The organism is Kitasatospora sp. GP82 (assembly GCF_029892105.1).
In the GTDB taxonomy this organism is placed as follows: Bacteria; Actinomycetota; Actinomycetes; order Streptomycetales; family Streptomycetaceae; genus Kitasatospora.
Genome location: NZ_JARZAJ010000015.1, coordinates 90542 through 104802 on the forward strand (window position 1 = coordinate 90542; position 14261 = coordinate 104802).

General features: G+C 69.5%; 15 protein-coding genes and 1 tRNA gene. 7 read left to right on the forward strand and 9 right to left on the reverse strand.

Annotated elements, in window-relative coordinates; genetic code table 11:
- Nucleotides 1-241 precede the first annotated feature (241 nt).
- Both P3T39_RS17745 and P3T39_RS17750 read left to right on the forward strand, forming a co-directional pair.
- The gene (locus P3T39_RS17745; RefSeq protein WP_280698702.1) at nt 242-2617 is read left to right on the forward strand and encodes a transglycosylase domain-containing protein; all 2376 of its coding nucleotides are present in this window, start codon (nt 242-244) and stop codon (nt 2615-2617) included.
- A gap of 175 nt (nt 2618-2792) precedes the next feature.
- Entirely contained in the window at nt 2793-3767 is a 975-nt protein-coding gene (locus P3T39_RS17750) for an EamA family transporter (RefSeq protein ID WP_280698704.1), read from the forward strand.
- A 208-nt stretch (nt 3768-3975) separates the two neighbouring features.
- Here P3T39_RS17750 and P3T39_RS17755 read toward each other — a convergent pair whose 3' ends face one another.
- Together P3T39_RS17755 and P3T39_RS17760 are read right to left on the reverse strand one after the other, a co-directional pair.
- Nucleotides 3976-4278 carry a co-chaperone GroES gene (locus P3T39_RS17755; RefSeq protein WP_280698916.1) on the reverse strand — a complete coding sequence of 101 codons (303 nt, stop codon included), beginning with the start codon at nt 4276-4278 and terminating at the stop codon, nt 3976-3978.
- Nucleotides 4279-4456: 178 nt separating this feature from the next.
- Nucleotides 4457-4801: a DUF3618 domain-containing protein gene (locus P3T39_RS17760; protein WP_280698707.1), complete on the reverse strand. Its 345-nt coding sequence runs from the start codon at nt 4799-4801 to the stop codon at nt 4457-4459.
- Between the two features lie 247 nt (nt 4802-5048).
- Between P3T39_RS17760 and bcp the strand changes: the two genes are divergently transcribed.
- Nucleotides 5049-5525 (forward strand): thioredoxin-dependent thiol peroxidase, encoded by a 477-nt coding sequence (gene bcp / locus P3T39_RS17765; protein WP_280698709.1) that lies wholly within the window; start codon nt 5049-5051, stop codon nt 5523-5525.
- Between the two features lie 160 nt (nt 5526-5685).
- Here bcp and P3T39_RS17770 read toward each other — a convergent pair whose 3' ends face one another.
- The gene (locus tag P3T39_RS17770) at nt 5686-5949 is read right to left on the reverse strand and encodes a hypothetical protein (protein ID WP_280698710.1); all 264 of its coding nucleotides are present in this window, start codon (nt 5947-5949) and stop codon (nt 5686-5688) included.
- Between the two features lie 313 nt (nt 5950-6262).
- On the opposite strand from P3T39_RS17770, the gene P3T39_RS17775 reads away from it, so the two are divergent.
- Nucleotides 6263-7108, forward strand: a complete 846-nt coding sequence (locus tag P3T39_RS17775; RefSeq protein ID WP_280698712.1) for an HNH endonuclease — start codon at nt 6263-6265, stop codon at nt 7106-7108.
- 60 nt (nt 7109-7168) lie between these two features.
- A tRNA-Leu gene (locus P3T39_RS17780) sits at nt 7169-7243 on the forward strand.
- A gap of 68 nt (nt 7244-7311) precedes the next feature.
- Here P3T39_RS17780 and rdgB read toward each other — a convergent pair.
- From rdgB to P3T39_RS17800, 4 genes are all read right to left on the reverse strand, one after another.
- On the reverse strand, nt 7312-7920 hold the full coding sequence (gene rdgB / locus P3T39_RS17785; RefSeq protein ID WP_280698714.1) for an RdgB/HAM1 family non-canonical purine NTP pyrophosphatase: 609 nt from the start codon (nt 7918-7920) through the stop codon (nt 7312-7314).
- Nucleotides 7921-7942: 22 nt separating this feature from the next.
- Nucleotides 7943-8332: a hypothetical protein gene (locus P3T39_RS17790; protein WP_280698716.1), complete on the reverse strand. Its 390-nt coding sequence runs from the start codon at nt 8330-8332 to the stop codon at nt 7943-7945.
- Nucleotides 8333-8492: 160 nt separating this feature from the next.
- On the reverse strand, nt 8493-9218 hold the full coding sequence (gene rph / locus P3T39_RS17795) for a ribonuclease PH (RefSeq protein WP_280698718.1): 726 nt from the start codon (nt 9216-9218) through the stop codon (nt 8493-8495).
- Between the two features lie 83 nt (nt 9219-9301).
- Nucleotides 9302-9538 (reverse strand): PTS glucose/sucrose transporter subunit IIB, encoded by a 237-nt coding sequence (locus P3T39_RS17800; RefSeq protein WP_280698722.1) that lies wholly within the window; start codon nt 9536-9538, stop codon nt 9302-9304.
- 370 nt (nt 9539-9908) lie between these two features.
- On the opposite strand from P3T39_RS17800, the gene P3T39_RS17805 reads away from it, so the two are divergent.
- Nucleotides 9909-11201: a PTS transporter subunit EIIC gene (locus P3T39_RS17805; RefSeq protein ID WP_280698723.1), complete on the forward strand. Its 1293-nt coding sequence runs from the start codon at nt 9909-9911 to the stop codon at nt 11199-11201.
- A 393-nt stretch (nt 11202-11594) separates the two neighbouring features.
- The gene (locus P3T39_RS17810; RefSeq protein WP_280698725.1) at nt 11595-12869 is read left to right on the forward strand and encodes a PTS transporter subunit EIIC; all 1275 of its coding nucleotides are present in this window, start codon (nt 11595-11597) and stop codon (nt 12867-12869) included.
- A gap of 118 nt (nt 12870-12987) precedes the next feature.
- Here P3T39_RS17810 and P3T39_RS17815 read toward each other — a convergent pair whose 3' ends face one another.
- Both P3T39_RS17815 and P3T39_RS17820 read right to left on the reverse strand, forming a co-directional pair.
- Nucleotides 12988-13734 (reverse strand): MBL fold metallo-hydrolase, encoded by a 747-nt coding sequence (locus P3T39_RS17815; RefSeq protein WP_280698727.1) that lies wholly within the window; start codon nt 13732-13734, stop codon nt 12988-12990.
- A 258-nt stretch (nt 13735-13992) separates the two neighbouring features.
- Nucleotides 13993-14187, reverse strand: coding sequence for a MarR family transcriptional regulator (locus P3T39_RS17820; protein ID WP_280698729.1), 195 nt, complete (start codon nt 14185-14187; stop codon nt 13993-13995).
- Nucleotides 14188-14261 lie beyond the last annotated feature (74 nt).

A 14261-nucleotide genomic window follows, 5' to 3' on the forward strand; every position in this document is an offset into this window, starting at 1 on the left:
ACCTGCGCACGCGCAGCGCCGATCGGCTCCGACCGACGGACCCCCGGGGGTGGCGGGGTGCGGGCGGAGCTGCGGGCTCTCGGGTGCGCTATGTGGTTGTCACCTTTCACCGTAGCGCCGGCCGTCGCCCGGCGCAGCCGCTTTTCGATGCCGCAAGCCCCCGGGGGGCGCAAAGTCCGACCCGCGCCCCGATCTCAGCCAAAAACATCTGATTACGCACCAAATCGCCCATAATCCACCCATGAGCCAGGAGTCACCGGACCAGCCGCCCGCCACCGGAAGCACGCCGGGTCCGACCGGCCTGCCCGGACCGCCCGACTCGCTGGAGGGAGAGGACCGCGCCGAGGGCTCCCGCCGCGACCGCCGCCGCGCCAGGCGCACCGCCCGCAAGGCCCGGCGCCGGGCGATGCGCCGGTGGCGCCGCCTGGTGCCGACCTGGCGGATGGCGCTCGGCAGCCTGCTCGGCCTGCTACTGCTGGGCATCGCCGCATTCGTGACGCTCTATCTGCTCGTCCCCGTACCCGACCCCAACGCCCGCGCGGTGGCCCAGAGCAACGTCTACTACTACGCGGACGGGACCACCGAGCTGGCCCGCACCGGCGAGGTCAACCGCGAGGACGTGACGATCCGGCAGATCCCGCCGGACACCCGGCACGCCGTGGTCTCCGCCGAGGACCGCACCTTCTACCGCAACAAGGGAGTCGACCTCAAGGGCATGGTCCGCGCCGCCTGGTACAACCTCCGGAGCGTGGCGACCACCGGAAGAGGCACCCAGGGCGGCTCCACCATCACCCAGCAGTACGTCAAGAACTACTACCTGACCCAGGACCAGACGCTCACCCGCAAGGTCAAGGAGCTGTTCATCTCACTCAAGGTCGACCAGCAGCAGAACAAGGACCAGACCCTGGCGGGCTACCTCAACACCAGCTACTTCGGCCGCAACGCCTACGGCATCCAGACCGCCGCCCGGGCGTACTACGGCGTGGACTCGGACCACCTGACGACCGCCCAGGGAGCCTATCTGGCCGTCCTGCTGCAGGCCCCGGGCTCGTACGACGTCAAGAACAGCACCCCCGCCAACCGGGACAAGGCGATCGCCCGCTGGAACTACGTACTGGACGGCATGGTCTCGCTCGGCTTCCTGGACCAGAGTGCCCGCGCCTCGCTCACCTTCCCCGAGCCGATCGACGCACGGCCCACCAAGGGCCTCAGCGGCCAGGCGGGCTACCTGGTCGGCATCGCCGACGACTACCTCTCCACCACCGGAGTCCTGGACGCCGCCAGTCTCAAGGCCGGCGGCTGGAAGATCACCACCACCTTCGAGAAGACCAAGCAGGACGCCTTCGTCGCCGCCGTCAAGAGCGAACTCACCGCCGAACTCGACCCGCAGGCCCGCCCCGACACCGACACCGACGTCCGGGTGGCCGGCGCCTCCATCGACCCCGCGACCGGCCGGATCGTCGCCGTCTACGGCGGCCCCGACTACGCGAGCCAGCCCTTCAACGACGCCACCCGGCAGGACAACCAGGTCGGCTCCACCTTCAAGCCGATCGACCTCGCCGCCGGCCTGGAGGGTGACCGCACCACCCAGGAAGGCCACTGGATCACCACCCGCACCCTGTACGACGGCGACTCCCGCCGCCCGGTCGTCGGCGGCCCGACCCGGTACGCACCGCCCAACGAGGAAGACATCGACTACGGCCCCACCTCGCTCCGTTACGCCATGATGAAGTCCGTCAACTCGGTCTACGCCCAGGAGGGCGTGGACGCCGGACTCTCCGAGGTACGGCAGACCGCCGTGAAACTGGGCTTCCCCGACACCGTCCCCGGCATGGACCCGGCCAACACCTCGATGACCCTGGGCACCGCCACACCGAGCGCGATCGACCTGGCCGCCGCATACGCCACGTTCGCCAACCACGGCCGGGCGATCGCCCCTTGGTCAGTGCTCAGGCTGGAGCGGCCCGGCGACAGCGGAGTCCCCGAACTGCCGGGGCACCCCGCTCGCACCGCCGTCAGCCGGGACACCGCCGATGCCGTCACCGACGTGCTGGAGGACGTGATCAGCCCCAGCGGCACCGGTGCCCGAGCCCTCTCCCTCGACCGCCCGGCCGCCGGGAAGACCGGCACCACCGACAGCAACCGCTCCGCCTGGTTCGCCGGCTACACCCCCGAACTGGCCGCCGCCGTCGGCCTGTTCCGCGAGAACCCGAAGACGCACGCCAAACTGCCGCTGGCCGGGACGGCCGGCCTCGCCCGGATCAACGGCGGCGCCTTCCCCACCGCGATCTGGACCACCTACATGGACGGCGCCCTGCGCGGCAGCCCACTGAAGGACTTCGACCTCCGGCTCAGCGGTGACAACCACGAGCCCACCGACGTCCCTCCGCACCGGGCCGCGCCCCACAAGGCGCCGTCCCCCGCACCCAGCCGCTCGCCCAGACCGGCCCCCACACCGTCCGCACCTCCCGCGGCCTCCATGCCCTCCGTACCTTCGCCGAGCCTGCCCGGCCTCCCTCCCGGGTTCCCGAGCCGCTTCCCCTCCGGCCGCCTGCCCTGGAACCCGGCCGAAACCACCACCGTCCCGAACCCCGGCAGCGGCACCCACGGCCGGTGAACGGACCAGGAGTAGGGTGACCCCCATGCACGTCGGAGTTCTGCCACCTCCTGCCGCCTGAGCGGGCGGCAGGCCACACAAGACCCTGACCCGGGCGCGAGTCCCCGGGCCGGTCGCCGCTGCCCGCAGACGGGAGCACACGACCGACATCCGAGTCTTCTGTGGGAGAACACCCGTGTCTTCTGCCGTACGCACCCTGTCCATCGGGCGGGGCATGCTCTACATCACCGTCGCCGCCACCTCCTGGGGCACCGCGGGCGCTGCCGCCGCACTGCTCTACGGCAGCAGCGGCCTGGGCCCGATGGCCCTGACCTTCTGGCGCGCAATCGGCGGCCTGACCCTGCTGCTGCTCACCTCCCTGGCCACCGGCCGCCACCGCACCGGTCCGGCCGCGCCGCAGCCACGCCGCCGACGGATCACCGACACCCTGGTCAACGGCCTGGGCCTGACCGTCTTCCAGGCCGCCTACTTCGAAGCCGTCCGGGGCACCGGGCTGGCGGTGGCCACCGTGGTCACACTCGGCGCGGCACCGGTGCTGATCGCCGTCGGCGCCCGGCTGGCCATGGGTGAGCGGATCGGCGGCGCGGGCGGCACCGCCGTGGCCGGTGCGCTGGCCGGACTCACCGTCCTGGTCCTCGGGGACGGCAGCGGCAGCGGCGAGGTCCGTCCCGCCGGGGTGGCCTGGGCACTGCTCTCCGCCGCCGGATACGCCTGCATCACCCTCTACACCCGCCATCAGGGCCGCTCCGGCCGGTCGGCGGACGCCTTCGGCACCACCGTCCGCTCCTTCGCGGTCTGCACGGTCTGCCTGCTCCCGTTCGCCGCTGCCGAGGGGCTGTGGCCGCAGTCGGCGGAGCTCGGACGCACCCTCGGCCTGATGGTCTACATCGCCGCCGTGCCCACCGCACTCGGGTACGCGCTGTACTTCGCCGGAGCCGCCATGGTGCGGGCGACCACCGCCTCGGTGATCGCCCTGATCGAGCCGGTCAGCGCCACCGTGATCGCTGTCGCCCTCCTCGGCGAGCACCTCACCACCGCGACCGCGGCCGGCACCGCCGTCCTGCTGGCCTCGGTGACCGGCCTCGCCCTCAGCGAAGCCAGGCTCGCCGCCCGTCCCCGCCCGACCCCCGCAGCATCCGGCACGCACTGAACCCGTGCTCCGACATTCGGGACTGACGGACAAACACTTTTCCAACCGGCTGATGACACAGCCATGTTGACCGTTGCCCCCACCCGGCACGCGATTTCGATCTCTGCGCGCAGGGCCGCTGAACCCGGCTGGTACACAACCCCAAGAGCACGAGCCCTCCTCGGTGTCCGGGGAGGGCTCGTCCTCTTCTCGCAACCAGGGGGCCTCGTCAGAGGTACAGACCCGTCGAGCCCTCCGTGTCACCGAAGCGCACCGCCGCCACGGCGTGCAGATCGCGCTCGCGCAGCAGCACGTACGTCGCGCCGCGCACCTCGACCTCCAACTTGTCCTCCGGGTCGTACAGCACCCGGTCCCCCGGCTCCACCGACCGCACGCTCTGACCGACGGCGACCGCCTCGGCCCACGCGCAGCGCTTGGACAGCTCCGCGGTCGCCGGGATGAGGATGCCACCGGTCGAACGGCGCTCGCCCTCCCCGGCCTCGGTCTTCACCAGTACCCGGTCGTGCAACATCTTGATCGGCAGCTTCTCGCCGAGCCGGTCGTGGCGCAGCGCCTCGTACTGCTCGCTCTGCTCTGCATTCGTGCTCACGCCCCCGACGGTACCCGCCCCGCGCCGCCGCCGTGACGCTGACCCGGCAAAGCCGAAGGGGCCGGTGGCCCGGCCCCTCCCACCCCGTGTACGGCCGCGCTCAGCCCTTCTTGCGCCTGCTGCGCGAGGAGGCGAGCAGCAGCAGCACGCCGACGCCCACCAGAGCGGCCGGAACGATCCGCTCCTGGCGCGGCCGGCCACTGGCGTCCGTGAACTGCGCCTTCAGCTGCTCGACGGCACCGCTCGCCGCGACGTACGCGCGCCCGGCCTTCTGCTCGACCGAGGCCATCATCTTCGCCTTGGTCTGCGCCGCCACCGTGCTCGGGTGAACGCGCACGGCGAGTTCGTCCAGGGTCACCGCCAGCTGCTTGCGGGTCCGCTCGATGTCCGCCTCGATCTGGGCGGTCGTCCGCGCCGCCTTGTCCTCAGTGCCGGCCTTGCCCACTCGGGCCACCCCTTACCTGATCACTCGTATCGTCCGTCGAGGTCAGTCTGTCAGCTGGCCCGCTCGTACGCGCGGCCCACCCACCATCGGGGGGTCGGTAACTGCTGGCTGTCGAGTGCGTGCAGCTGTGTGTTGCACCGTTCGGGGCGTGCGCAGTGACCACGGACTCCCCCCGCTCACCGAAGAGGAACGGTAGTAAGTTTGCCGTGGTACGACCACCAGTCCACGCACGAGGAGAGATCCAATCGTGAGCGAGCGCCTCAAGGCCGGCGACACCGCCCCCGCCTTCACCCTGCCCGACGCCGACGGCAAGCAGGTGTCCCTCGCCGACCACCTCGGCCGCAAGGTGATCGTCTACTTCTACCCGGCCGCTCTCACCCCGGGCTGCACCACCCAGGCCTGCGACTTCACCGACAACCTCGAGGTCTTCGCCGGCGCCGGGTACGACATCATCGGCATCTCCCCCGACAAGCCCGAGAAGCTCGGCAAGTTCCGCGAGACCGAGGACCTCAAGGTCACCCTGGTCTCCGACGAGGACAAGTCCGTCCTCGCGGCGTACGGCGCCTACGGCGAGAAGCAGCTGTACGGCAAGACCGTGGTCGGCGTGATCCGTTCCACCGTCATCGTCGACGAGCAGGGCAAGGTCGAGCACGCCCTCTACAACGTCAAGGCCACCGGGCACGTCGCCAAGCTGCTTCGCGACCTGAAGATCCCCGCAGCCTGACGCTCCGTTCGGCTCCCCCGGTCCGTCCACCGAGGGAGCCGAACGGTTCATCCGGGCACCGGGGTTCACCGCCCTGAGGTCGATGCCGAGTTCGGACGCCCGGGCCTTCGCCCCGACCGCCTCGTCGACGACGCGGTGGCACCGGCGCCGTCACCTCGGGTCAGCAGGGACCGAGGTCGTTCCAGACACCCCACTGGCCGGTGGTTGTGGGGTCCTCGCCCTGGCTCCACCACCTGTTGGTGTAGTAGTGGCCCTTCCACGAGACCTTGGTGCCGGTGGTGGCGTACGCGGTCGTCGCGGCCCAGCTCGGCGCGCCGGTGCAGCTCGCGGGAGTGCTCGGGCTGCTAGAACCGGCGGCGGCAGCGAACGCCACCCGCGTACCGGAGTTCCGGCGGCCGGCAGCGGCGGGACGCTGCTCCGCCATGGTTCGGATCAACACTCGGCCTCCAGGAGTGAGTGTCGGCGCGCTGTGGGGGACGCGCATGTGGGGGTTTCGGACACACCCCACAGCTGACCCACGGTCAACTCGCCGGACTGCCACGCTGCAGGTTGGCGTGACCGTATGTGGTCTGAACCAGAAGGGTCAATAGGTCTGCACCAATTGACCGCCGTCCGTTGTCAAGTCCATGCGGTGACTCTCATCACATCTTCATCTCCCGCACCCCGTAACCCCACTCCCCCACCACTCGTTCGTATCCGTGGGGGACGGGCGCATCATCAAGCCCGGGAGGACGACAATGCCGGTCAAGTACACGCGCGAGCTGCTCATTCGACTCGCCACCGAGTCGAGCAGCGTCAACGACATGATGCGCAGGCTCGGCGTACCGATGGCAGGCGGCACCCACAGCTACCTCAGCAAGCGCCTCAAGCACTACGGCATCGACACCACCCACTTCAACCAGGGTCGCCCCGACTACGGACGTCGCCGCTACACCAGGGAACAACTGGCGGAGGCCGCTGCCAACAGCACCAGCATCAACGGAATGCTCGACTACATGGGCGTCACGCCGTACGACAGCATCTACTCGTACTTCAAGAAGCGACTCGCTGACTTCGGCATAGACACATCGCACTTCACCTTCCGGAGCGACGGCAGGCGCGGCCCAAAGCTGATCTCCAAGGACGTGTTGGCGCAAGTGGTCGCCGAGCGCTTCAGCATCAGCGGCGTCCTGCAAGCACTCGACCTGGTCGAGAGCGGTACCTCCCGACGACGAGTAAAGGAGAACATCGAGCTGCACGGAATCGACACCAGTCACTTCACCGGACAGCTGCACAACAAGGGCAAGAAGACCGGCCCGCGGCGCAAGCCCGAGGAACTACTCGTACAGCTACCTCCCGGCAGCCACCGAACTCCCGGGGACCGGCTGCGCGCCATGCTGGTGCACATCGGCCAACCCGACATCTGCGGCATGTGCGGCACTCCCCCCACCTGGCTCGGCGAGCCGATGACACTGGAGGTGGACCACATCAACGGCGACTGGCTCGACAACCGGGTCGAGAACCTCCGTTTGCTGTGCCCTAACTGTCACTCCATCACCCCGACCTACTGCGGACGAAACAAGAAGGACGGACGCGCGGCCTGAAGTTGGACCCGTTGCCCATTACCCTCCCGCGACTCGCAGACGGTAGGCTGACTTCAGCCTGCGCCCGTACTCCAGCTGGCTAGAGAGGTGCGACTTAGGATCGCAGTGTCGTGGGTTCGAGTCCCACCGGGCGCACAGGAAAAAGAGCCCCTTCTCCTTCAAATCCAAGGAGAAGGGGCTCTCGCCTTTTCGCCGATATCCCGTCAGCCGAGCAGCTCGGCGACCACCGGGGCCAGGGCGCGGAAGGCCTGGCCGCGGTGGCTGATGGCGTTCTTCTCGGCGGGGGTGAGTTCGGCGCAGGTGCGGGTGTCGCCGAGGGGCTGGAGGATCGGGTCGTAGCCGAAGCCGCCGTCGCCGGAGGGGGCGGTGCGCAGAGTGCCGAGCAGGCGGCCCTCGACCACGCGCTCGGTGCCGTCGGGGAGGGCGAGTGCGGCGGCGCACGCGAAGTGGGCGCCGCGGTGCGGCTGGGCGATGTCGGAGAGCTGGGCGAGCAGCAGGTCCAGGTTGGCGCGGTCGTCGCCGTGCTTGCCGGCCCAGCGGGCGGAGAAGATGCCGGGTGCGCCGCCCAGGACGTCCACGCAGAGGCCGGAGTCGTCGGCGACGGCGGGCAGTCCGGTGGCGCGGGCCAGGGCGTGCGCTTTCAGCAGGGCGTTCTCGGCGAAGGTGACACCGGTCTCGGGCACGTCCGGGATCTCGGGGTAGACGTCGGCTCCGACGAGTTCGACGTCCAGGCCGGCGTCGCCGAGGATGGCGTGCAGCTCGGCGACCTTGTGCTGGTTTCGGGTGGCGAGGACGAGGCGTCGGGTAGTCATGCAGCCCACCCTAACCAGTGGCTCAGCCGGTGCAGACCTTGCTCAGCTTGGCCGCCGCGTCGCCGAGCGGCTTGAGGTCGGGGGCCTCCTTGGAGTCGACCGCCTGCTGCACCTTGTCGGCCTGGGTCTGGAGGTCGGCGATGGCCTTGGTGAGGTCGGTGTCGCTGGAGTTGCGGCCGAGCTGGTCGAGGTCCTTCTTGAGCTTCTGCATGGCCCGGCCCGCAGCCTGTGGGTCCTTGTCGGCGTTGTTGAAGGCGGTGGAGGCGTCCGCGACATCGCCGGTGATCTTCACGGCGGTGTTGCCGCAGTCGATCGCCTTCTGGGTGGCGGAGCAACTGACGGCGCTGAGTGGGAGGAGAAGGATGAGCGCGGCCACGGCAAGGGTGGTGGAGCGGTTGATGCTGTGCTGCATCGCTGATCCTCCGGTGATGGCGCTGGGGCTGGTCCGGTAGCGGAAGACGGTCGTTCGGGCGCCGACGGTTCCCGGGGCCGGACGACTGTGCCGAACGGTACGGGCTCCGGGGCCCGCCTGTACAGCGGTCGCGCCCGGAGCCCGTGCCCCTGACGGAGGGTCAGCCCTCCAGCACCTTGCGCTGGATCTCGTCCAGTTCGGCGCAGCCGAGGCTGCCGAGGTCGAGCAGCTGGTTGAGGAGGTCGCGGTCGAAGGGGGCGCCTTCGGCGGTGCCCTGGACCTCGACGAAGCGGCCGTCGGCGGTGCAGACGATGTTCATGTCGGTCTCGGCCCGGACGTCCTCCTCGTACTGGAGGTCGAGCATCGGGACGCCGTCGATGATGCCGACGCTGACGGCGGAGACGCCGCCGGTGATCGGCTGGCCCTTGGCGCGGAGCAGCTTCTTGTCGCGGGCCCAGGAGACGGCGTCGACCAGGGCGACGTAGGCGCCGGTGATGGCGGCGGTGCGGGTGCCGCCGTCGGCCTGGAGGACGTCGCAGTCGAGGACGATGGTGTTCTCGGCGAGTGCCCGGTGGTCGACGACGGCGCGCAGCGAGCGGCCGATCAGGCGGCTGATCTCGTGGGTGCGTCCGCCGATCTTGCCGCGGACGGATTCGCGGTCGCCGCGGGTGTTGGTGGCTCGCGGGAGCATGGAGTACTCGGCGGTGACCCAGCCCTCGCCGCTGCCCTTGCGCCAGCGGGGGACGCCTTCGGTGACGCTTGCGGTGCAGAGCACCTTGGTGTCGCCGTAGGAGATGAGGACGGAGCCTTCGGCGTGCTTGCTCCAGCCCCGTTCGATGGTGATGGGGCGGAGCTGGTCGGGGGTGCGGCCGTCGATGCGTGACATAGCCTCCGAGCCTAGTCGTTCCCGGGGAGTACGAAGGCCCGCCGACCGTGTGGGTCGGCGGGCCTTCGTGGTGAGCCGTCGGCTCAGTCCATCATGTCCTCGATCTCACCGGCGATCGGGTCGGCGTCGGTGCCGATGACGACCTGGATCGCGGTGCCCATCTTGACGACACCGTGGGCGCCGGCGGCCTTGAGCGCGGCTTCGTCGACCAGTTCGGGGTTGACGACCTCGGTACGCAGGCGGGTGATGCAGCCCTCGACCTCTTCGATGTTGTCGAGGCCGCCGAGGCCGGCGACGATCTTCTCAGCCTTGCTGGCCATGTCTTTCTCCCTCTGTCTCGGCGCGTCGGCTGCTCTGCCGGGTGCCGTCCTGCTCGGTGCGTTGGGTTACTGCCGGAGGTGATGCGGGCTCAGATGCCGCGCTGCCCAACAGCGCGACCAGCATCACCCGAGTCTGGCCGATATGCCACGTTAGTCCACTTTTGGCCCAATTCGGCGCGCGAGTTACTGATCTTCACCCAAGGATGAACGATCAGTGGGACCTGGGTCCGACGCGACCGACTCTGCGATAAGTGGTCTACACCAATATTAGGTGCACTCCGGACAACGCGGGACCGGCCCCCGGTGTTCCTGACACCCGCACCGACCGAACGGCCGTCACAGGCGGGCCAAGCGCACCCGGAGGGCGAAGATGAGTTCAGCAGGTGCCACGGCAGTCCCCCGGACACAGCGGTGGCACAACCTCTACGGCGGCCTGCAGAAGATGGGGCGCAGCCTTCAGCTGCCGGTCGCCGTGCTCCCCGCGGCGGGCATGCTGAACCGGCTCGGCCAGGACGACGTCTTCGGCAAGGACGGCCTCGGCTGGGACGACGCCGCCAAGGTCTTCGCCGCCGCCGGTGGCGCCCTGCTGGACTCCTCGCTCGGCCTTCCGCTGCTGTTCTGCATCGGCGTGGCCATCGGCATGGCCAAGAAGGCCGACGGCTCCACCGCGCTGGCCGCGGTCGTCGGCTTCCTCGTCTACTACAAGGTGCTGCACGCCTTCCCGGTCGACTGCAAGGCGCCGACCGAGCTGGTCGGCGACCAGTGCGTGGACTTCACCTCGGCCAGGGCGGCGGCCGCGACGTACCAGAACCCGGGCGTGCTGGGCGGCATCCTGATCGGCCTGATGTCCGCCTGGCTGTGGGTGCGCTTCCACCGCACCAAGCTGGTGGACTGGCTCGGCTTCTTCAACGGCCGCCGCCTGGTGCCGATGATCACCGCACTGGTGGGACTGGCCCTCGCCTGCCTCTGCCTGTGGGTCTGGCCGCCGATCGGGGACGGGCTCACCTCCTTCAGCAGGTGGCTCTCCGATCTGGGCGCGACGGGCTCCGGAATCTTCGGCCTGGCCAACCGCGCGCTGCTCCTGATCGGTATGCACCAGCTGCTGAACACCTTCGTCTGGTTCCAGTTCGGCGACTACCCGAAGCCCGACGGCACCGTGGCCCACGGCGACATCCCCCGCTTCCTGGCGGGCGACCCGACGGCCGGACAGTTCACCTCCGGCTTCTTCCCGATCATGATGTTCGCACTGCCCGCCGCCGCGATGGCCATCGCGCACTCGGCCAAGCCGCACCGCCGCAAGGAGATCTACGGCCTGATGACCTCGGTGGCGCTGACCTCCTTCGTCACCGGTGTCACCGAGCCGATCGAGTACTCCTTCGCCTACATCGCCCCGGCCCTCTACGGTGCGCACGCCGTACTGACGGGTGTCTCCATGGCGGTCACCTGGGCGATGGGGGTGCACGACGGCTTCAGCTTCTCGGCCGGCCTGATCGACTACGTGATCAACTGGGGTCTGGCCACCAGACCGTGGCTGATCATCCCGATCGGACTCTGCTTCGCGGTGGTCTACTACGCGGTCTTCCGCTTCATCATCGTGAGGTTCGATCTGAAGACCCCCGGGCGCGAGGACGAGTCCGAGGTCGAGGACGTCACCAAAGCCTGATCCCGGTCCGCAGAAGGCTCCCGGTCCCACTGCCCGGGGGCCTTTCGGCATCCTGGAAAGGGGCCGAATGCCCCGCCGGAATCAGTTGCCCCGAATATCGGTGCACCGCGGCAGGGCGAGAGCGGGCCCCGGCGCGGTGCACCGGCGGCGGACGGGGCCTTTTGTTGCGCAACTCTCCAAAATCGAAATCACGCCCGGTGGCCATGATCGTCAATCCGCAACAAGGTTTCGATTTCATAGCACTTCCCAGCCGCACGGCTTCCAGGGGTTCCCCCCCTTGTCGGCGCGTGCTACAAAACTGGTCTACACCACTAGTGGTGTAGACCAGTTCGCGGTTCGGCCCCCGAAGCACCTCCCCCGACCGACCCGCCCTGTCGTTAGGAACCATCCCCCATGAGTACGACTGCGCAGGCACCGACGCCCGCTGCGGCACCGGCCCCTTCCCCCGCCAAGAAGTTCGGCCAGAACCTGCTCCAGGGCCTTCAGAAGATCGGCCGCAGCCTCCAGCTCCCGATCGCGGTCCTGCCCGCAGCCGGCCTGCTGCTGCGGCTGGGCCAGGATGACGTCTTCGGCAAGGACGGGCTGCAGTGGGACAAGGTCGCCGCGGTGTTCTCCACCGCAGGCGGGGCTGTCTTCGACAACCTCCCGCTGCTCTTCGCGGTGGGCATCGCGATCGGCTTCGCCAAGAAGGCCGACGGCTCCACCGCCCTCGCCGCCCTGGTCGGCTTCCTGGTCTACAAGAACGTGCTGACCGCGTTCCCGATCACCGAGGGCCACATCGAGAACGGCAAGTGGGTCGCCGCGACGTACCAGAACCCGGGCGTGCTCGGCGGTATCGTCATCGGTCTGCTGAGCGCGGTCCTGTGGCAGAAGTACCACCGCACCAAGCTGGTGGACTGGCTCGGCTTCTTCAACGGCCGCCGACTCGTCCCGATCATCATGGCCTTCGTCGGCACCGCCGTCGGCGTGCTCTTCGCCCTCTGCTGGGGCCCGGTCGGTGACGCCATCGGCAGCCTGAACAACACCCTGATCGGTGCCGGTGCCTTCGGCGCCGGAGCCTTCGGCCTGATCAACCGCGGCCTGCTGCCGGTCGGCATGCACCAGTTCGTCAACTCCTACGCCTGGTTCCAGACCGGTGACTTCACCAAGTCCGACGGCACCGTCGTCCACGGCGACCTGACCCGCTTCTTCGCCGGTGACCCCACCGCCGGACAGTTCATGTCGGGCTTCTACCCGATCATGATGTTCGCGCTCCCGGCCGCCGCCATCGCCATCGCGCACTGTGCCCGCCCCGAGCGCCGTCCGGCCGTGCTGGGCATGATGATCTCCCTGGCCCTGACCTCCTTCGTCACCGGTGTAACGGAGCCGATCGAGTTCTCCTTCATGTTCATCGCGCCGGTCCTGTACGCGATCCACGCCGTGCTGACCGCGCTCTCGATGGGTGTCACCTGGGCCCTCGGCGTCCACGACGGCTTCACCTTCTCCGGCGGCCTGATCGACTACGCACTCGCCTGGAGCAAGGCCAGCGAGCCGTGGCTGATCATCCCGATCGGCCTGGTCTTCGCGGCGCTGTACTACGTGCTCTTCCGCTTCGCGATCACCAAGTTCAACCTCCCCACCCCGGGCCGCGAGCCCGAGGGCGAGATCGAGGACGTCACCAAGGCCTGACGCCTCCTCGGCCCACGGACCCCGCCCTGTCGACCAGGGCGGGGTCCGCTCGTATCCACGGGGTCACAGCCGCCCGGCGGCGGCGTGCAGGCGGTACCCGGCTGCCGACTGCGGAGACCTAGACCTCGTAGACCGCGCCGGCGCGGGCGAGTTCGATCGGGCCCCGGTACTCCTTGCCGGCATCCCGCCGGTTGTACTCGGCGTCCGTCCACGGCGGGATGTGGGTGAGCACCAGGCGGCCCACCCCGGCGGCCTCGGCATGCTCGCCGGCCTGGCGGCCGTTGAGGTGGACGGCCTCGATCTCCTCCTTGCCGTGGGTGAAGGCGGCCTCGCAGAGGAAGAGGTCGGCGCCCTTGGCGAGTTCGACCAGTTCGGCGCTCTCGCCGGTGTCCCCGGAGTAGACCAGGCTCCGGCCGCCGTGTTCGATCCGGAAGGCGTACGCCTCGACCGGGTGGTTCACGGGTGCGACGGTGATCCCCAGCGGGCCGAGCTTGAAGCTGCCCGCTCTGAGGGTGTGGAAGTCGAATACCTCCTTCATACCCGGGTCCTCGGGCATGTCGTACGCGCGGGCGAGCCGCGCAGCCGTCCCGGCCGGGCCGTAGACCGGGACGGGCGCGGGGCAGCCCTCCACCCGGTAGTTGCGGGCGACCCAGTAGGCGCAGAGGTCGACGCAGTGGTCCGCGTGCAGATGGCTGAGCAGGACGGCGTCGACCTCGTACAGGCCGCAGTAGTTCTGCAGGGCGCCGAGCGCGCCGTTGCCCAGGTCCAGCACGGCGCGGAAGCCGTCGGCCTCGACCAGATAGCTGGAGCAGGGAGATTCGGCGGACGGGAAGCTCCCCGAGCACCCCACCACGGTCAGTTTCATGCCGAGCCCCTCCGCCCCGCTGGGTCATGGTCCACACCCGCTGCCACTACCTGTCGGTAGCACTGTGGTCGCCTGTCGAGAGTAAGGGCGGAGGGGCACTTTGCCCCCGTCCCCGTGCCGCGCTGTGGCTGGAATCACCAGAACGGGCCGGGCCGGAGCCGGGACTGTGCGGACGCCCGGCGGCAGCGGTTCGAGCGCTCGGGGGAGAGTCGTTCGGGTGCTCGGGGACGGGTGCCCCGGGCAGAGCCGTTCGGGTGCTCAGCGGCGACCGGGCCGATTGCGCGCCCAGGCCCGGATGGTGTCCGCGTACCAGCGCGGGTGGCCTCCGGCGTCGGTGAGGTCCGGCTCCGGGAGCACGCCGTGCCTGCGGAGGCTGCGGACGCTGTCGGGCTGGACGTTGATATGCCGGGCGATCTCCGCATAGGACCACAATTCGTTGCTGCGTGAGCTCATCTGGACCACCTAGGGGCACGGTCTCCGAGACTGCTCTCGGGGTCTTGCGACCACCCTTTTCCGGCCTACCGGCG